The 17,651-nt window shown below is 52.0% G+C and carries 16 protein-coding genes; 11 read left to right on the top strand and 5 right to left on the bottom strand.

The annotated features are described in order from the left end of the window. The first annotated feature begins 188 nt into the window (after nucleotides 1-188). The 6 genes from XYCOK13_RS03115 (at nucleotide 189) to nikR (ending at nucleotide 5,910) form a co-directional block, all read left to right on the top strand. On the top strand, nucleotides 189-1,784 hold the full coding sequence (locus tag XYCOK13_RS03115) for an ABC transporter substrate-binding protein (RefSeq protein WP_213410458.1): 1,596 nt from the start codon (nucleotides 189-191) through the stop codon (nucleotides 1,782-1,784). Continuing rightward, nucleotides 1,781-2,770, top strand: coding sequence for an ABC transporter permease (locus XYCOK13_RS03110; RefSeq protein WP_315910909.1), 990 nt, complete (start codon nucleotides 1,781-1,783; stop codon nucleotides 2,768-2,770). Before XYCOK13_RS03115 ends, XYCOK13_RS03110 begins: the two co-directional genes overlap by 4 nt. 197 nt (nucleotides 2,771-2,967) lie before the next feature. Continuing rightward, the gene (locus XYCOK13_RS03105) at nucleotides 2,968-3,732 is read left to right on the top strand and encodes an ABC transporter permease (protein WP_373314315.1); all 765 of its coding nucleotides are present in this window, start codon (nucleotides 2,968-2,970) and stop codon (nucleotides 3,730-3,732) included. Between the two features lie 29 nt (nucleotides 3,733-3,761). Next, a complete protein-coding gene (locus XYCOK13_RS03100; RefSeq protein ID WP_213410456.1) occupies nucleotides 3,762-4,685 on the top strand; it encodes an ABC transporter ATP-binding protein in 924 nt (307 codons plus the stop codon). Continuing rightward, a complete protein-coding gene (locus tag XYCOK13_RS03095; protein WP_213410455.1) occupies nucleotides 4,675-5,289 on the top strand; it encodes an ABC transporter ATP-binding protein in 615 nt (204 codons plus the stop codon). The genes XYCOK13_RS03100 and XYCOK13_RS03095 overlap by 11 nt, the downstream gene beginning before the upstream one ends. Before the next feature lie 111 nt (nucleotides 5,290-5,400). After that, the gene (gene nikR / locus XYCOK13_RS03090; protein WP_373314313.1) at nucleotides 5,401-5,910 is read left to right on the top strand and encodes a nickel-responsive transcriptional regulator NikR; all 510 of its coding nucleotides are present in this window, start codon (nucleotides 5,401-5,403) and stop codon (nucleotides 5,908-5,910) included. Here the strand turns inward: nikR and XYCOK13_RS03085 are convergent. Next, a complete protein-coding gene (locus tag XYCOK13_RS03085) occupies nucleotides 5,845-6,573 on the bottom strand; it encodes a ZIP family metal transporter (protein ID WP_213410454.1) in 729 nt (242 codons plus the stop codon). The two genes, nikR and XYCOK13_RS03085, sit on opposite strands and share 66 nt — an antisense overlap. A 270-nt stretch (nucleotides 6,574-6,843) precedes the next feature. Between XYCOK13_RS03085 and desA the strand changes: the two genes are divergently transcribed. The 3 genes from desA to XYCOK13_RS03070 are packed head-to-tail and all read left to right on the top strand — an operon-like array spanning nucleotide 6,844 to nucleotide 9,767. Next, a complete protein-coding gene (gene desA / locus XYCOK13_RS03080) occupies nucleotides 6,844-7,965 on the top strand; it encodes a Delta(5) desaturase DesA (protein ID WP_213410453.1) in 1,122 nt (373 codons plus the stop codon). A 57-nt stretch (nucleotides 7,966-8,022) separates the two neighbouring features. After that, entirely contained in the window at nucleotides 8,023-9,171 is a 1,149-nt protein-coding gene (locus XYCOK13_RS03075; protein ID WP_213410452.1) for a sensor histidine kinase, read from the top strand. Next, on the top strand, nucleotides 9,168-9,767 hold the full coding sequence (locus tag XYCOK13_RS03070) for a response regulator transcription factor (protein ID WP_213410451.1): 600 nt from the start codon (nucleotides 9,168-9,170) through the stop codon (nucleotides 9,765-9,767). Before XYCOK13_RS03075 ends, XYCOK13_RS03070 begins: the two co-directional genes overlap by 4 nt. On the opposite strand, the gene XYCOK13_RS03065 is transcribed toward XYCOK13_RS03070, so the two are convergent. From XYCOK13_RS03065 to XYCOK13_RS03050, 4 genes are read right to left on the bottom strand one after another with little or no spacing between them, the layout of a single operon-like run. Beyond that, nucleotides 9,760-10,770 carry a hypothetical protein gene (locus tag XYCOK13_RS03065; RefSeq protein ID WP_213410450.1) on the bottom strand — a complete coding sequence of 337 codons (1,011 nt, stop codon included), beginning with the start codon at nucleotides 10,768-10,770 and terminating at the stop codon, nucleotides 9,760-9,762. The genes XYCOK13_RS03070 and XYCOK13_RS03065 overlap by 8 nt on opposite strands. Before the next feature lie 36 nt (nucleotides 10,771-10,806). Beyond that, the gene (locus XYCOK13_RS03060; protein WP_213410449.1) at nucleotides 10,807-11,577 is read right to left on the bottom strand and encodes a class I SAM-dependent DNA methyltransferase; all 771 of its coding nucleotides are present in this window, start codon (nucleotides 11,575-11,577) and stop codon (nucleotides 10,807-10,809) included. A 22-nt stretch (nucleotides 11,578-11,599) separates the two neighbouring features. After that, nucleotides 11,600-13,357: an ABC transporter ATP-binding protein gene (locus XYCOK13_RS03055; RefSeq protein WP_213410448.1), complete on the bottom strand. Its 1,758-nt coding sequence runs from the start codon at nucleotides 13,355-13,357 to the stop codon at nucleotides 11,600-11,602. Next, the gene (locus XYCOK13_RS03050; RefSeq protein ID WP_213410447.1) at nucleotides 13,357-15,108 is read right to left on the bottom strand and encodes an ABC transporter ATP-binding protein; all 1,752 of its coding nucleotides are present in this window, start codon (nucleotides 15,106-15,108) and stop codon (nucleotides 13,357-13,359) included. The genes XYCOK13_RS03055 and XYCOK13_RS03050 overlap by 1 nt, the downstream gene beginning before the upstream one ends. A 202-nt stretch (nucleotides 15,109-15,310) precedes the next feature. Between XYCOK13_RS03050 and XYCOK13_RS03045 the strand changes: the two genes are divergently transcribed. Then, entirely contained in the window at nucleotides 15,311-16,069 is a 759-nt protein-coding gene (locus XYCOK13_RS03045; protein WP_213410446.1) for a HalD/BesD family halogenase, read from the top strand. Between the two features lie 38 nt (nucleotides 16,070-16,107). Continuing rightward, nucleotides 16,108-17,382 (top strand): ATP-grasp domain-containing protein, encoded by a 1,275-nt coding sequence (locus XYCOK13_RS03040; RefSeq protein WP_213410445.1) that lies wholly within the window; start codon nucleotides 16,108-16,110, stop codon nucleotides 17,380-17,382. The last annotated feature ends 269 nt before the right edge of the window (nucleotides 17,383-17,651 follow it).

The following is a 17,651-nucleotide window of genomic DNA, read 5'->3' as shown; positions in this document are numbered from 1 at the left end:
GTATGCCGCCAATTTCCAGAGTTTATGAAACATGGGGCATGCCAGCCATGTAGTCACGCAACCAACCCGATACGAGGACGAAGAGGACATGCAAATGAAGAGAAGTTTGGGAGTTTGTGTGGCGGCAGGGGTTAAATCGTGTTACTATTTATATAATTTGTGCTACATAGAGCGGGAGTGAGAGAGAAATGGAACTTTATAGAAAAATAGGGCTGCTGCTGGCGGTCGTTACGCTGCTTGCTGCGGCAAGCGGTTGTTCCGAAGCGGACAAGGGCGGAGAGCTCCCCTTGAAAGAGGAGTTAATCTTGGCCATAGGCGGGGAACCCGAGGAAGGGTTCGACCCGACAACAGGATGGGGGCGCTACGGCTCGCCTCTATTTCAAAGCACGCTGTTCAAGCGGGACCATGAGATGAAGCTCGTGCCGGATCTGGCTACGGACTATTCGATTAGCGAGGACGGTTTGCGCTGGACAGTAACTCTTCGGGAGGATGTTCTCTTCACAGACGGAGAACCGCTCACGTCAGCGGATGTCCAGTATACCTTCGAGCAAGCGGCATTGAGCGGCTCGACCATCGATCTAAGCAATCTCATGGCAGTGGAGGCGCCGGAGCCGTACACCGTTGTGTTCCGGTTGGCGGAGCCGCAGTCTGCTTTTCTCCACATGCTTGTAGCTACGGGGATCGTACCGGCGCATGCGCATGACGAGCGCTACGCCCGGCAGCCGATCGGCTCGGGACCGTACAAGCTTGTTCAGTGGGACAGAGGACAGCAGCTGATCGCGGAAGCGAATCCGGACTACTACGGGACGCAGCCGAATTTCAAGAAGCTCGTATTCCTGTTTCTTCCCGAGGATGCGGCGTTTGCGGCGGCTCGGGCGGGACAGGTTGATATCGCTGCCATACCGCCGGCCTTCAGCAAGCAAGAGGTGCCAGGCATGCGCCTGGAAGCGATCCGCAGCGTAGACAATCGCGGCATCATGTTCCCTTATGTCCCGGCAGGCGAGGAGACCGCTGCAGGGTACCCGATCGGCAACGATGTCACGGCGGATCGGGCAATTCGGAGGGCGATCAACGTGGCGCTCGACCGGGCAGCTCTGGTAGACGGCGTCCTGGAGGGCTACGGCACCCCCGCCTATACGCTGAATGACGGCTTGCCCTGGTTCCAGGAGGAGGCAGTCATCGAGGACGGCCGTCCGGAGGAAGCGCAGAAGCTGCTGGCCGAGGCGGGCTGGGTCGATACAGACGGCGATGGCGTGCTGGAGAAAGGCGAGCTGCAAGCAAGGTTTCGCCTCTTGTATCCGGCCGGCGACGTCACCAGACAATCGCTGGCGCTTGCGGCCGCGGACATGATTCGGCCGATTGGCATCGAAATGGAAGTGGAAGGCAAGAGCTGGGACGACATCCGCAAGCAAATGCATGCGAACGCAGTTCTGCTGGGCTGGGGCAGTCATGATCCGCAGGAGATGGCGGCCGTTTATGGCAGCTCCTTCCGCGGTGTGGACTTTTTCAACCCCGGTTATTACAGCAATATGGCGGTCGATGCGTATATGCGCGATGCGCAGCATGCGACTAGTGAAGAAGAGGCGATTGCGTTCTGGAAAAAAGCTCAGTGGGACGGCACCACCGGCTTGAGCGCGAAGGGAGACGCGCCTTGGGCATGGCTGGTCAATTTGGACCATCTGTACCTGGTCAAGGAGGAACTGGATATCGGCCGGCAGCAGATCCATCCGCACGGCCACGGCTGGCCGGTAACGGACAATATTGAGGAATGGCAGTGGCGATGATGCGTTTCCTGCTGTCCTTTGCGCTGGCCAAAGGCGTCCGGCTTTTATTGCTGCTTGCAGCTGTCAGCGTGATTTCATTCGGGCTCATGGAGCTGTCGCCGATCGATCCAATCCAAGCCTATATTGGCGCAGATATGATGCGCGTCGGCGAAGCCCAGCGCGAGGCCATCGCAGCATATTGGGGTCTGGACCGGCCGCCGCTCGAGCGGTTTGGACGATGGCTGGGCTCGCTGCTGCAAGGAGATCTGGGCGTCTCGATGATCTACCGGATGCCTGTGGCGGAAGTGCTGGCAGAGAAATTCGTTGCGTCCATGTGGCTGATGGGGGCGGCTTGGCTGCTTTCGGGCCTGATCGGCTTCGGCGCGGGCGTGCTTGCCGCGATGAAGCAGGGCAGCTGGATAGACAAAGCGATTCAGTGGTACTGCTACACACTTGCCTCAACGCCGCCGTTCTGGCTGGCCATCCTGCTGCTGCTGGCCTTCTCCGTATGGCTTGGCTGGTTTCCGGTTGGCCTTGGCGTTCCGGCCGGTCTGCTGCGGGAGCAGGTGAGTGTGTGGGACCGCCTTCACCATATGGCGCTGCCGGCGCTGACGCTGAGTCTTGTCGGCATCTCCGCGATTGCGCTCCATACCCGCCAGAAGCTGATCGAGGTGCTGGAGAGCGACTATGTGCTGTATGCGCGTGCGCAAGGAGAACGCGGTTGGCTCCTCGTCCGGCGGCATGGCTTGCGGAATATCGCGCTGCCAGCCATCAGCCTGCAGTTCGCCTCCTTCAGCGAGCTGTTCGGCGGAGCGGTCCTAGCTGAGCAGGTGTTCGCTTACCCGGGGCTTGGACATGCAACGGTTGAGGCCGGTCTGCGCGGCGATGTTCCGCTGCTGCTCGGGATCGTCCTGTTCAGCGCAGTGTTTGTGTTCTGCGGCAATGCGCTTGCGGACTTGCTCTACCGTCTCGTTGATCCGCGCACGAGGGGGGAGAAAGCATGGTGAACGGATCTGATCGGAACAACCAGTCCGACTTGGCCGATTCCGCCAATTCGTCCTCCGGCAGCGCCGGCTTCCCCGTAGGGAGAAGATCGAGCGGCTCCACGCCGCAGGGAGAGGAACGGCCGAACCACTCGCAGGTGGAGGAACGCCCTTTGTCCCGAATGGTGCAGGTTTGGATGCGGTTGGCTGGCCCAGTCCTCATTCTGCTGCTGTTCGGATGCGGCGCGTGGTGGGCGAGCGGCCAGTCGGTTGCAAGCGAGCTTGGGCTGCGCAATCTGCCGCCGTCGCTTGCGCACTGGTTCGGCACAGACTGGCTGGGAAGAGACATGCTGATCCGCACGCTGCAAGGCTTGAAGCTCAGCCTGCAGGTTGGCATTGCCGCCGGCTTGCTAAGCACGGCCATTGCCGCCATCCTCGGCTTGCTGGCGGCAGCGGGAAGATGGGCCGACCGTGCGGTTTCCTGGCTGATCGATCTGTTTTTGAGCGTGCCTCATCTGGTGTTGTTGATCCTGATTTCCTTTATGCTTGGAGGAGGCGCGAAGGGTGTGCTGCTCGGCGTGGCCCTCACCCATTGGCCAAGCCTGGCGCGGGTAATTCGGGCCGAAGTGATGCAGCTCAGGCAGGCGGAATATGTTCAAGTGTCCCGCCGCCTCGGCAAAAGCCGCTTGTGGATCGGCCTGCATCATCTGATGCCGCATCTGGCGCCGCAGCTGTTGATCGGTCTTCTGCTGATCATCCCGCATGCCATTCTGCATGAAGCAGGCGTCACCTTTCTCGGATTAGGGCTCTCCTCGCAGCAGCCGGCAATCGGCATCATTCTGGCCGAATCGATGCGGTATTTGTCGACAGGCATGTGGTGGCTCGCCTTGTTCCCCGGACTTAGCCTGCTGATTGTTGTGCGCTGCTTCGACCGGCTCGGCGATACGCTGCGCCGACGGATAGATCCCCGGCATGCGCATGAATAGACGTATTATACCAAGGTGGTGATCATCCGATGACCTTGCTGGAAGTGAACGACTTATCCGTGTCTTTTGTGCAAAATGAAGGCTGGTTTCGGCGCCGCCGCATGCCTGTGCTGCAGCAGCTGCGGCTGACAGTAAATACAGGAGAGGTTGTCGCTGTGCTTGGCGCGAGCGGAGCGGGCAAGAGCTTGCTGGCGCACGCCATTCTGGGCATCCTTCCGCGTCACGCGGAGGTGAGCGGGTCGCTTCTGTACGCGGGCGAACGGCTGACACCGCAGCGGCAGGCGGAGCTGCGCGGCCGGGAAATCGCGCTGGTGCCGCAGTCTGTCACCTATCTCGATCCGCTAATGCCTGTTGGCCGGCAAGTCCGGCATGCCGTGAAGCGAGGCGACAAGCGCGAGGCGCAGCGGGAGAGCTTCCGGCGGTATCGGCTCGGCGAGAAGGTCGGGCGGCAGTACCCGTTCCAGCTGTCGGGCGGCATGGCCCGCCGCGTGCTCGTTGCCGCAGCGACTGCCAGCGGCGCCCGGCTGCTGATCGCAGACGAGCCTACGCCGGGGCTGGACCCGGCGGTGATGCGCGAGGCGCTCGGACGGTTCCGCGAGTTGGCGGACGAGGGCTGCGGCGTGCTGCTCATCTCGCATGACATCGCTTCAGCCCTGACCATTGCCGATCATGTCGCCGTCATGTATGCCGGGACGATCGTCGAAATTGCGCGCGCCGCCGATTTCACAGACGAGCCTGCGGGTCTGCGCCATCCGTATACGCAGGCGCTTTGGCGCGCGCTCCCGCAAAACGGCTTCGCCCCGCTTGCGGGAGCGCCGCCGCAGCCCGGCGAGCTGGCGCACGCTTGCGCCTTCGCGCCCCGCTGTCCCGCCGCGACCGAAGCCTGCTTGCACGAGCTGCCGCCGGCGCGCGAGCTGCGGCATGGCCTGGTGAGGTGTATCCATGCTTCTTGAAACACGAGACGTCAGCTTTCGTTATGACAGGGAAGGCGACTGGCTGCTGGAGCGGGTGAACCTGCGCATCGCAGCAGGCGAAATCGTCGGACTGACCGGGCCGAGCGGTGTCGGCAAGTCGTCCCTGGCACGGTTGCTCGCCGGGTATGCGAAGCCCGGGCAAGGCGAGATTGTGCTGGACGGCAAGCCGCTGCCAGCGTCCGGCTGCCATCCGGTCCAGCTTGTGCTGCAGCATCCGGAGAAGGCCGTCAATCCGCGCTGGCGCATGCGGCGCATCCTGCGCGAAGGCTGGGAGCCGGATGCGGAGCTGTGCCGGATGCTCGGCATTGCCGGGCAGTGGCTGGACCGTTGGCCGAACGAGCTGTCCGGCGGCGAGCTGCAGCGTATATGCGTAGCCCGCGCGCTTGGACCCGGCACGCGGTTTTTGATCGCCGACGAGATGACGACGATGCTGGATGCGCTGACCCAGGCGCAAATCTGGGCGGCGGTTATGCAGATGGCAGAAGCGCGGCGTATGGGCGTGCTCGTTATTAGCCATGACGCTCACTTGCTCAAGCGGCTTTGCAGCCGCACGCTGGACATGGATGAGATTCAGGGCCGCTGACTGTCCGCTTCGCCCCGAATCCGGTCAGCCGGCGACAACAGGCCGAATACAGCAGCCCACGGCATGGCAGACAAGCCATGCGAACGGCCGCGAACAGGAGGAGGGATAATCTTGGAGAAGGACGCATTAATCCGCTTCGGCGTTTCTATGCCGGAGGAATTGATGAAGCAATTCGACCGCTACTTGCTGGAACAGGGGTACACGAACCGATCGGAAGCGATTCGCGATCTCGTGCGCCGGGCCATGCTGGAGACTGGGCGTCTGAAGTCCGACCAGCATGTAGCCGGCACCATCGTACTGGTGTATGACCACCATGTGCTCGATTTGCCGCTTACCCTCATGGAGCTGCAGCACAATTATCATCATCACATCAACTCGAATATGCACGTCCACCTGAACCACGATCAGTGTCTGGAAGTGATCGTTGTGCGCGGGCAGCTCGGCAAGCTGCGCGAGCTTCATCAGCGCATGCAGGTGCTGAAGGGCGTTACCTATGCCGAGCTCTCCGTCACCTATGCAGACGGCGAGGCGCACCCTGAACATGCCCATTCGCATTCATCGCAGCCAATGGGTGAGCCCGATCATGAACAGCAGGCCAAGGATGAAGGCGAACGTCGCTGATCGTTCATGCCCGTCGCCGTGGCTTTCCGGGATCAGCTCCTTATAGACGACGAACAGCATTGCCCCTGCCGCGAATGCGAGACCATACGGCACGATGCCATGGAAGCTCTCGGAGAAGTGAAGGCCGGCCAGGGCGGCGGCCCATTCCAGGACGCCGGTCAGCGCGGTGAGCAGGAAGGCCTTCACCCGGGAAATTTGCTGCGTGATCAGAAACAGCGCAATCAGGAATCCCTCCGGAACGTTTTGCACGCCGATTGCGAAGGAGACCAATGTGCCCAGCTCCGCGTCGCCGCTCGCATAGCTTACCCCTACGGACAACCCCTCAGGCAAGTTGTGAATGCCCATGGCAACCAGAAACAGCACAGCCCGCGACTCATCCAGCACCGGGCGGGCATGATCGAAATCGGCATGGGGGAGCAGCAGCTCCAATAAGGTGAGCACCAGCGTCCCGAGCAGAATGCCGATGGTCAGTACATAAAAATTGGACAGCTTCATGGCGGAAGGGATCAGCCCGTAGGTGGAAGCGGCAACCATGATCCCCGCCGTGTAAGCGAGCAATATATCCTTGCCGCGATGCGAAAGATGGCGCAGCGCCATGACAGGCAAAGCCCCGATCGCCGTCGCCATAGCGGCTGCACCGATTTCGAATGAAATGGAACCCATAACTCCTCCTTGCCCAATCTTCATCTCCGTTTTTTCGGCTTTAGCCCAGAAGCCTTCTCCTTCCTTCCGTATCCAAGCCTACTATGAAAGAATATGTACAAGTATGGAAAAAATGAGTGCGATCCGCTGATCGATATGACAAACATCATATAGCCTCACTGACGTTTATGACTTATACGCCTCGCGTGGATTTCCTATACTAAGAGAAGATACTTGCACAGGGGCATACTACGTCCTTCTGCAAAAGACAACGGAGGAGGAACTAACTCGATGGCCCAATCCAAAACGATGGAGCTGAAGCGAGCGGTCGCCCCATTCGAGCAAATTGACCCGAAGGCGAGCATCAAGCAGATCGCCAACACGATTCCGCCATTGCTTGTGCTCTGGGCGGCAGCGTACTTTAGCCTGTCTGTCTCCTATTGGCTGACCTTGCCTATCGTCATCGCCGCTGCCGGCTTTATGGTGCGGACCTTTATTTTGTTTCACGACTGCTGCCATCAATCTTTTTTCAAGAACAAGCTGGCTAACGATATACTTGGAACGATTACAGGCGTCCTGACATTGGTGCCTTACGAACAGTGGAAGCGGAGTCATTCGATCCACCACGCTACAAGCGGCAATCTCGACAAGCGCGGCATTGGCGATGTCTGGATCATGACCGTGCAGGAATATGCGGACGCTTCGCTCTGGACGAAAATCAGATACACGATTTATCGCCACCCGCTCGTGCTGTTCGGACTCGGCCCGATTGCGCTCTTCCTGATTCAGCATCGCTTTAACGACAAGGGCGCGCGCCGCAAGGAACGGTGGAATTTGTACCTGACGAACATGTTGATCGCCGGTCTGTACAGTTTGCTGATCTGGCTCGTCGGCTGGCAGGCGTTCCTGCTCATTCAGGCGCCGATCTTTTATCTGGCAAGCGTTATGGGCATCTGGCTGTTCTACGTGCAGCATCAGTTCGAGGACTCCTACTTCGAGAATGAAGAGGAGTGGAGCTATGTGCAGGCCGCAGTAGAAGGGAGCTCCTATTACAAGCTGCCTCGTCTGCTGCAATGGATCAGCGGCAATATCGGCTTCCATCATGTGCATCATCTGAGTCCGCGCGTGCCGAACTACAACCTGGAGAAGGCGCACGAAGCGGCTCCGCCGCTGCAGATGGCGACGACGATTACGCTTTCGACCAGCCTGAAGGCGCTCCGTTACCGGCTGTGGAATGAAGAGACACGGACATTCATGAGCTTCCGCGAAGCGAGAGCCTATCTGGTTAAGAAGCGAGAGGCGCAGGCGCGTTCGGAGGCGATTGCCCTGGCAGCTCAAGCGGAAGAAAAAGCCCCGGCAGCTGCCGGGAAGTCCAGACTTGCGGCTATCCGTCCCGGCCTGCAAGGGGACTAGCGGCGTCCTGCTTTTGTGATACAATAGAGACAGCAAGAGAAGGGAAGGGGATCGGGATTGTTGAACTTAGGTGAATTGTCCCGCCGCAATACGGGGCTCAGTCCGTATGTGTGGGTCGTTTTTTACATCCTTCCTTTCTATTTCATCTTTCGCTCCACTTCGCCGTATACAATCGCCATCGGCATTACGCTGATTACCGTGTTTTTTATCTGCTATGTGCTGTCCTTTGTTTCCAAGGGATGGCTTGTTTACTTTTGGACCAGTGTGCAGGTGGCGATCTCGGTCGCGATGAGCCTGATATACGGCTATGTGTATTTCTCGCTGTTCTTGGCCTTTTTCATCGGGCATTTGAAGAACCGCGTCGCCTTTATCACGCTGTATACGATCCATCTGATCAGCACGCTCGTCACAATCAACTACGGGTTCGTCACGCAAAACCAGATGATGATCACCCAGCTGCCGTTCGTCTTCCTCAGCCTGATCGCCGTTGTGCTCCTGCCTGTCAGCACGTACAACAAGAACAAGGAAGACCGCCTGCAGGGCCAGCTGGACGATGCCAACAAGCGGATCTCCGAGCTCGTCAAGCTCGAGGAGCGTCAGCGGATCGCCCGCGACCTGCACGACACGCTCGGCCAGAAGCTGTCCCTGATCGGACTGAAGATCGATCTGGCGTCCAAGCTGATCAGCCGCAACCCGCGCCAGGCGAAGGCCGAGCTCAAGGACGTGCGGCAAACCGCGCGCGTCGCGCTGCAGGAAGTGCGGGAGATGGTGACGCAGATGCGCGGCAGCAAGCTGGAGGATGAGCTGTACCGGATTGAGCAGATTCTGAAGGCTGCCGACATCGCCTTCGCGCTCGAAGGCGATCCGAAGCTGACCAACACCTCGCTCATCGCGGAGAACGTCATCAGCATGTGCCTGAAGGAAGCTGTTACCAACGTCGTGAAGCACAGCGAGGCCAAGCACTGCCGCATCGAGCTGATTCCTTCCCGCACGGAGCTTGTCGTGCAGGTGCAGGACGACGGGGTGGGCATCCCGCCCGGCGTCAATCACTTCCGCGGGAACGGCTTGCGCGGCATGCGCGAACGGCTTGAATTCGTGAACGGCAGCCTGGAGATCGTGTCCGGTCAGGGTCAAGGCCACGGAACGCTGATCAAGATGAAAGTGCCATACGTATCGGTCAAACCGAAGGAGGGAGAAGGAGAATGATTCGCATCGTCATAGCGGAAGACCAGAAGATGCTGCTCGGGGCGCTGGCCGCGCTCATCGACCTGGAAGACGACATGGCCGTAGTCGGCCGAGCCGGAAATGGCGAGGACGCCGTCAGGCTCGTGCGCGAGCTCGAACCGGACGTCTGCATTATGGACATCGAGATGCCGCGCATGAGCGGCCTGGAAGCGGCCGAGGCGCTGAAGGGATGCAGCAGCAAGCTCGTCATTCTGACCACCTTCGCCCGTCCCGGCTACTTCGAGCGCGCCGTCAAGGCCGGTGTCGACGGTTACCTGCTGAAGGACAGCCCGAGCGAGGAGCTAGCCAGCTCCATTCGCAGTGTGGTGGCGGGCCGGCGCATCTATGCTTCGGAGCTTGTCGACGAAGCGTACAGCGAGGTCAACCCGCTGACCGAACGCGAGAGCGAAGTGCTCGTGCTCATGGCCGACGGCAAGAACACGAAGGAAATCGCCAATCAGCTCTTCTTGACTACCGGCACCGTCCGCAACTATATCAGCGTCATTCTCGACAAGCTCGATGTCACCAACCGCATCGAGGCGATCAAGCGGTTCAAGGAGAAGGGCTGGTTTAAGTGAGGGGAAGAGACAATCTATTGGAGAGCTTCTCAAGCGTTGCTGCTTCTTTGTCTCTGCATTCCGCCAACGAATCGATAATTTTTTGAAGCAGGCGCGTATCCTTTGAAATGCTGTATTTGATCGTAAGATTTCTTATTGCGACCATGGCTTTCTCTAATTCTTGCAATGAATCCAGAATGTGTGGTTCGATCTCTACGTTCATTGTTGCATGCAAAAAACGAGCCTTTCTTACCAAGCATTTTTTATGTTCATACAGTACGCTGACCGGTCTATAATCAATAGCAGTTTGGTTGCGGGATAGAGCAGAATAGTATTCCATTACTTTTCCATATGTACGGATGCCATAAACCATGGCAGCATCATGATGCAAAGGATTGGTCGATGCAAGGTAGTTGGACAAGCAGATAGTGAATCTCTCCATGTTAAATTCGGGGATGCTATAGTTAACGTCATACTTTAACAATCTAGCATATTTGGACCAGTAATAGTGATGCTGCACACCGTAGAAAGCTTGTAGCATTTGCTCGAAGCTAACCTCACAGGTATTATAGGTGTCTGTTGTATAAAAGCGTGCAAGAAAATATGCTTTCTCCAGGTTATATCCAAAGATGAGCATATTTGTATCCATATGCGTTTTTTGATAGTAAATAGACGGCTCCATCTCATACTCGTTTGCAACCAGTTCCACATAATAGCCTTCATTCAGCTGATCCTTCAAAAAAGTCAAGAGTCCACCTTCATAACGTTCTATAAACGTTCGGTGGAATCTTTGAATATCCAAAAAGTCTTCATAGATTGACGTGAATGTTTCGTGGCAAAAATCCAGCTGTGATTCTCTGTTTGTACTTAAATCCAGGGGACACTGCAGTTGTATGAAGTTATGTGAGAACCAAGGTTCAAATGTACTCGAATTCCCGCACTCCAGATCGATTATGGATAGCATATTGGCATGATGAATATAGGATGCGATCGGAGGAGTGAAAACGTCTAATTGCATTTCCATCTGAAAACCTCCTGTTAATTTGAATGGAATGGCGGGTTATTGTTTTGTGCAGATGATATAATAACGGCCTTTTTCGTCTTTGAAACCAAATTCTTTTTCTGCCTCGTAGAAATGAATGTCATGGAAGTTTGCTGATTCGAGCGCTTCAATTATCTCAGGTTGCGTGTAGCACTTTTCTACGATGGTGATATCCATGCGCTCCCAATGATTTCTGAATGCAAAGAGTGTGACGTTATTCGTTCCGATTCTTGAGTTTGGATCGTATGCCATCCGGTCGATACATACATGGTCAGGTTGAATAATATGGAAAACTTTATCGTTCCAACGCTCTAAATATCCGGCCTCCATGTTTAGATCAAAGAGGAATTTGCCGTGTTGCACCATGCGATCGGAAATGTTCTTGAAAACAGCTTTTAGATCTGCAAAATCGACGATATGGTTAAGACTGTCGAAAAATGAGCATGCCGCATCGATCTTCTGGCTTGTATTCATCGGTAAACGGATATCTTGAACATGGAATTGTCCTTGGGGACAGTTCATTTGTGCATAGCGGATCATTTCATGCGATCCGTCAATGCCAATGGAGGCGAATCCTTCCCGTTCAATTAATTTCAACAGTTGTCCTGTTCCGCAACATACATCCATGACAAGACTGCCGCGGGGCAAATCTTTCAAAAGCCTATTTTTCACAATAGGCAGAACTTTCCTAGCTGACGTTCTTCCCCAGTACTTATTCCAAAACCAAGCATAATGATCGTATACATCGTAGTTGTTTCCTCCGATTTGCTGATCTGCTGATCGATTCATAGTATCCTCCCTGATTGATAATTTAGAAATTCTTTTCCTCATGAGTCCAAAGCTTCTTCATTTCCATACAATTCTCCAGCAAGTTATCCAAAGTTCCCTGAGATGCCACTTTTCCATCCTTAAGCACAATGATCCAATCTGCATGTTTCAGGCATTCTTTTCTATGCGATGCAACTAAATAAGTGTTCTCTCCCTTGTGTTGGGCGATTCTTCTCCATAGTGTTCTTTCGGTGACCATATCAAGTGCGCTGGATATATCATCCATCACATAAAGCTCCGCTGGTTGTGCGAACATTCTTGCTATGCTTGCTCTTTGTTTTTGTCCTCCGGATAAAGTAGTTCCATTGGGCCCGACAATAGTGCGTAGTTTCTCAGGGAACAGCTCCAGATCTTTTTCTAATACAGCAAGAGAAGTGGCTTCATTGATGTTCCTTGCGGTTTCCCTATCATCAAACAGTATATTTTCTTCCAAGGTCCCGCTAAATAGCGTGGCCACTTGAGGGGTATAAGCAGAGATTGGGGGAGTGAAAAAAGATATTGGCTGATTAACTTCTTGGTCATTCCATAGTATTGTTCCGCGCTGCTTGGGAAGATGACCAAGAAGCACCCGCAATAATGTCGTTTTGCCAGAACCGATTTTACCCGTAATGACTGTGAAAGTTCCTCTTCTGATTTGTAAGGAGACATCGCTTATTCCTTTATTCGTTTCGGAATATCGAAAGGTTAAGTTATTCACCTTCAGCATGCGAAGAGGAAGATGCTGTCTGTGACTGTGTTGGCGTGAGATGTCGGGCGTTTCTTCGTTCAAGTACAACGGCGTATGATGAACTAGTTGATGAGAATCCGGAGTTGCAAAAACATTTGCCATTCTCTTGAAAGATACGCCTGTTTGCTTATAGTGAGCCAAGAAATTCCCGAAAAACTGGGTGAAATCTGTAACGAAGGTCAGGTAATACATAAATAATGCGATATCACCAACAGTAAAGGAACCATTTCTTACTGATCCCGCCGAGAGAATCAGGATCAAGCCAGTGCCGATATTGATCGTGTTCGAATAAATAGAATCAAGAAGTTGGGTCAGTACTTTATCTTTGATGTCTGTCTTGCGGCGTTCCTGGTTTTTTTGATCGAAACGATCAAGAACCCGGCTTTCAGAGGCAGCCATCTTGAATATTTGGGATAAGTTGGCGATCTCATTAATCATAGAGGCGACAGATGAAGCAGCGCGCCGGTTCTCCATTCTGTACTTTTCAATTTTTCGATTGGCGAAATTAGTTATGATGATGATTAAAATGAGAGGGATAAAAACCAGTGAAGTAATTCTTGCATCGATCATAAAGAGCAGAATGAATGATACAGTGGCGAACAGAAACTTGCCGATCACATCCAAAGTCCAGCTGATTGAATTCTCTGCTTGTTCAGCATCATCCCGAAATCTGACGATGGAATCTCCCGTATGCAATTTTCCTTGATGGCTATGCAATATATAGTCTAGGAGGTTCTTGCGGATTAATGAGCTTATGGAAAATCTGTGCAGTACATCAGTAAAAACCCCGGTGATAACAAGTAATATACGCGCAGAGGCGATACCAATAATGAAGGCGATAAAAACAAGAATGGCGGATGAGCTCATGCCATCGTCAAGCTGGTTAAAGAAATCTCTAATAATCAACCCAGGGAAGAGAGGAGCTAAGTGTATGAGTGTCCATACGATCCCATTCGCAGCATATAGCCAGGGACGATAGCAAATTAGCCTCCAGATATAATGATAGGTACTCATCATTTTCCACCCATCTCAACGTTTTGTAAGTTTCTAAAGAATGATGATGCATGATCCGCATACAGTTTGCTTCTAGGCCCGTATTCCACAATACTCCCCTCATCCAGAACGATAATCTCGTCTGCAATTTCTAAAGTGGATAGACGATGCGCAATGATGATGGCAGTTCGTTCCGACAACAAACGATGCACAGCACGTTCAATCATTTTCTCTGTATTGTTGTCTAGCCGGGATGAGGCTTCGTCAAATATGACGATACCCGGGTCATTGAGGAATACGCGCAGCAGGGATATCAGCTGAGCTTCACCTGCAGAGACATCAAAATCATGACTAAGTATTTGCGTATCGAGTCCATGAGGCAAAGAATCATACCATTCACGCAGACCTGTCTCTTCAATGATTCGCAATAATTGATCATCCGATATACTTGAGTCGTATAAGGTAATATTGTCTCTTAATGTAGACTGCAGCAGCTTGACGTCTTGACTGACAAATCCGATTCGCTTCCGAAGCTCGGTAAGGTTGAACAATCGGATGTCGCTTCCGTTTATTTTTATCATGCCGGAGGCAGGTTCGTATAATCGCATCAAGAGACGGGCGATGGTAGATTTTCCGCTTCCTGTACGACCGACCAAGCCGACCTTCTTCTTGTGATCGATTTGGAACTGAATGGATCGGAGTATAGGGGAAGCAGGATCATAATGAAAAGACACGCGATCAAATTCTACTCGCAGCGAACCTGGCCCAATATTTGTGATTTCCCCTGTTTTAATCTTAGAACTTGTGTTCAGCATTTCCAGCACGCGCGAAATGCTGGCGTTGGCCTTCTGCAAGTCATCTACTTGCTCTCTTATTTTTTCAATGGGGTGAATCAAGAGGTCGAGAAATTGGAAAATCATGAACAGTGTCCCGATCGTTAATGCGCCATCCAAAAATTGGATTCCGCCAATTCCAAGTACAATAGAGGTACCAACGGCCAGAACGAATATAGTTGTCATCCACATGGAATATCCCAATAGTTGGGCTTTGCGGAGCACTGGCAGCCAGGAGCGAAGGATATAATGGAACTTCTTCAGGAAATAACCGGAGCCTCCGTTAGAACGGATGTCTTCTTTGCCTTCGAATATAGAACTTAAAAAACCAAAAAAACGTGAATTGATTTCTCTTGCCTGCTTCCAGAAAGGTTCAGCCAGCATTCGAATTTTGTCAATTGCAAAGAAGGCAAGAAGTGTAAAACAGGATAAAGAAAGCCCGATTCGCCAGTTGACAGAAAACAGAATAATCAGAACACCAATTATAATCAAAAAATTTGCAAGCAGCTTTATAAACAGATGAGAAAAGAAGTTCTGCAAGATGCTAATATCCCCATCTATTCTTTCAACTATTTCGCCGGATGTAAACTTGTTCTGCGTTTCGGTGTCCAAGGACAGGTAATGGCGGGCAAGTTGCAATCTAAGCGAATTTGTTGCTTTCCAGCCGATCACTTCTCCCGTATACGTTACGATCAATGTTAAAAGCTGTTGCAGGATCGATATCCCGATAAAAACCAGCGCGCAGTATATGAGGTATGTTTCAGACCGTCCTTCGGTTGCTCCATCTATAAACATGCGCAAAACGAACGGATTATAGAGCTGTAAGCCGATTACGCCAAATAACACAAGTATAAGTGCAGATAATTTCAACTTATTAGGTCTGAAAAAGGAGATGACTAAACGCCAATACCGTTTTCTGTAGGATTTATTTGATGTCATAAAACCTTACCTGCCTTTGTAAAGTAGGTGTTTTTATAGAAAAAAATTCTTGTAAATACTTAAAAATACATGGTAATATCTAATTGTATTTAGAAAATTCACCGGAATTCACGAGAAGTTAATTCAAAATTATAAGTGAAAAAAGGAGGAATGGCAATAATATTCTGAAAATTCACAAAAATCTAACATGGGATGTGAGGAAATGCAAAAAGAATTTGATTTTATCATGAGAAACCACTTCATGACCTTAGAACCGACGTATAAGAAGGAGATGCGGCAGCAGTTTGCAGAAAACCATGTAGTCATATTAGATTCTTTGTTGCCGATTCCTTTACAAGTTGCATTGGCAGCTGAAGCAAAAAATTTGATGTACGAGCATGGCAAGCGCAGAGATTTGACGATGAAAATTAGCGGGAATACGCCAAGACATTATTACAGTGTCGGAAGAGACAAGGTGAATGAATATGGCAAATTGATACCGGCTTTTTTCCATTCTGAAACAATTAGAGAGTTTTTGACTTATCTTAACAATGACTTGCCTGTGCATAAAGTTCCCTACGAGGCTGAGGAATTTATTATCAACAGACAAGGGAATATTGGAGATACACATGGGTGGCACTGGGATGACTACACGTTTGCTCTTATTTGGATGGTGGAAGCTCCGAAGGAAGGAGATGGCGCTCTGATTGAATTTATCCCGCGAACGGAATGGGATAAATCAGATTATGATAACTGTGTGACGAAGGTGCTGGAAGCTTCTGATGTAAGCAGTATGTATGTACCTGAAAATTGTTGCTACTTCATGAAAGCTAACACCACATTGCATAGAGTGACACCGCTTACCGGGGATTCCAGAAGAACAGTCATTGTGTTTACGTATGCTTCGGATGAAGACTATCATTCTGAAATAACCCATGAGTCTATGGAAGAAATATACCCTGAAGATACTCGCGTGGTGTAATTGAAGTGCATCTTATGATGGAACAAGGAGTGATGTCGTTGAATAAACCTGTCGTTTGTATTGTAGATGCGTTCTCTACTGGAGCAGAATTGCCAAGTGAATTTTCCAAATACGGCTATGACAGCATCCATATTCAATCGTCTGCTGATGTTGACAGCGAATTAAGGAGTACTTTCAGGGAGACAGACTTCATCAAGCACTGGATTTACGAGGAAGTGAAGGAAAACGACATTTTACTGGAAATCAGACGATACAATCCGAGTTTTGTCATCGCTGGAACCGAAACAGGTGTAATTCTGGCTGATAAACTTGCCCATGTCTTAGACTTGCCAGGCAATGATCCCCGAACCTCAAGTTTACGGAGAAATAAATATGACATGAATGAGGCTATTCGGGAAAAAGGTCTGCCTTCTGTCAGACAAGCGAGGTGCGCAACCGTGACAGAAGCGTTAGAAGCAGCAAAGAAGATGGGAGGATGGCCGATTGTCGCGAAACCACTGGATAGTGCGGGAACGGATCATGTGTATTTTTGCAGGAGTGAGAATGAGCTAACTGCCGCATGCGAGCGGATTCTTATGCAGGTTAATCGTATGGGCAGTTTAAATGAATATGTTCTCGTGCAAGAATGCCTGGAAGGACAGCAATATTTTATCAACGCGGTAAGTCTTGAGGGCAAACATATTTTCACTGAAATATGGAAGGATACTAAAAAATCCGTTGAAGGCGCAGGCATGATATGCGACCAGGAGGAGCTACTCCCATACGAGGGAAATGTACAGGAACAAATCATGAATTATATGAAGCAAGTTTTGGACGTATTGGGCATACGAGACGGGGCTTCTCACAGCGAGCTTATGTTTACAGAACGGGGGCCTGTGTTAATCGAGTCCGCAGCCCGCATGCAGGGAACCATTTTGCATGAAGCGCTGATAGCCGCTATCGGAGACAGCCATGTGACGACAACAGTGGAGAGATATGTAGATCCGGATAAATTTATGAGTCGTATGCAGACTCCCTATACGTTGCGAAAGTATTTGTTCTGCATAACGCTGTCATCCCATGTATCTGGCGTAGTTGTCGAGAATAGGGTGGAGGCGTTGACATCTGCCTTGCCATCGTTCTTTGCCGTTTTTCACACACCGCAAGCAGGCGAGAAGATAGAGCGAACCGTGGATCTCTTTACAAATCCGGGAATCCTCTATTTGCTGCATCAGAACAGAGACCAGATCATTGAGGATTACAATCAAATCCGTCAGTGGGAGAGGGAACAGGCCTTTTTTGAGGTGGACCGTATACTATCAGCCGAAAGGTGAATTGAAATTGGAACTGCGTACCTTAATAATAGTCAATCGCTTGTCTGAACGATATAGGGAGTTTGAAGCATTCATTCTCCCTTATCTCAAGGTGTTCGGCGTTCCGATGCGCATCATGGATAGGTCAGATCGCCATTTGGCCCAATCCATCCTCGCGCATCCACTCATCATTATAGGGCATGAAGATATACAGGCACAAGGGGGGGGATTCATGGTCGACTAAAGAGGAAGATGCTTTCCGTGAAGCCCTGCAGGCAGGCTGCGGGATT

It is taken from the genome of Xylanibacillus composti, assembly GCF_018403685.1.
GTDB lineage: Bacteria > Bacillota > Bacilli > Paenibacillales > K13 > Xylanibacillus > Xylanibacillus composti.
The sequence above is the reverse complement of the archived record's forward strand: the minus strand, read 5'-3'. Positions and strand labels throughout refer to the sequence as shown.

Excerpts from the sequence above, each read along its gene's own strand:
- XYCOK13_RS03115 (WP_213410458.1), top strand. The coding sequence starts at position 189 with ATGGAACTTTATAGAAAAATAGGGCTGCTGCTGGCGGTCGTTACGCTG.
- XYCOK13_RS03110 (WP_315910909.1), top strand. The coding sequence starts at position 1,781 with ATGATGCGTTTCCTGCTGTCCTTTGCGCTGGCCAAAGGCGTCCGGCTT.
- XYCOK13_RS03100 (WP_213410456.1), top strand. The coding sequence starts at position 3,762 with ATGACCTTGCTGGAAGTGAACGACTTATCCGTGTCTTTTGTGCAAAAT.
- XYCOK13_RS03095 (WP_213410455.1), top strand. The coding sequence starts at position 4,675 with ATGCTTCTTGAAACACGAGACGTCAGCTTTCGTTATGACAGGGAAGGC.
- XYCOK13_RS03085 (WP_213410454.1), bottom strand. The coding sequence starts at position 6,573 with ATGGGTTCCATTTCATTCGAAATCGGTGCAGCCGCTATGGCGACGGCG.
- desA (WP_213410453.1), top strand. The coding sequence starts at position 6,844 with ATGGCCCAATCCAAAACGATGGAGCTGAAGCGAGCGGTCGCCCCATTC.
- XYCOK13_RS03070 (WP_213410451.1), top strand. The coding sequence starts at position 9,168 with ATGATTCGCATCGTCATAGCGGAAGACCAGAAGATGCTGCTCGGGGCG.
- XYCOK13_RS03065 (WP_213410450.1), bottom strand. The coding sequence starts at position 10,770 with ATGGAAATGCAATTAGACGTTTTCACTCCTCCGATCGCATCCTATATT.
- XYCOK13_RS03060 (WP_213410449.1), bottom strand. The coding sequence starts at position 11,577 with ATGAATCGATCAGCAGATCAGCAAATCGGAGGAAACAACTACGATGTA.
- XYCOK13_RS03055 (WP_213410448.1), bottom strand. The coding sequence starts at position 13,357 with ATGAGTACCTATCATTATATCTGGAGGCTAATTTGCTATCGTCCCTGG.
- XYCOK13_RS03050 (WP_213410447.1), bottom strand. The coding sequence starts at position 15,108 with ATGACATCAAATAAATCCTACAGAAAACGGTATTGGCGTTTAGTCATC.
- XYCOK13_RS03045 (WP_213410446.1), top strand. The coding sequence starts at position 15,311 with ATGCAAAAAGAATTTGATTTTATCATGAGAAACCACTTCATGACCTTA.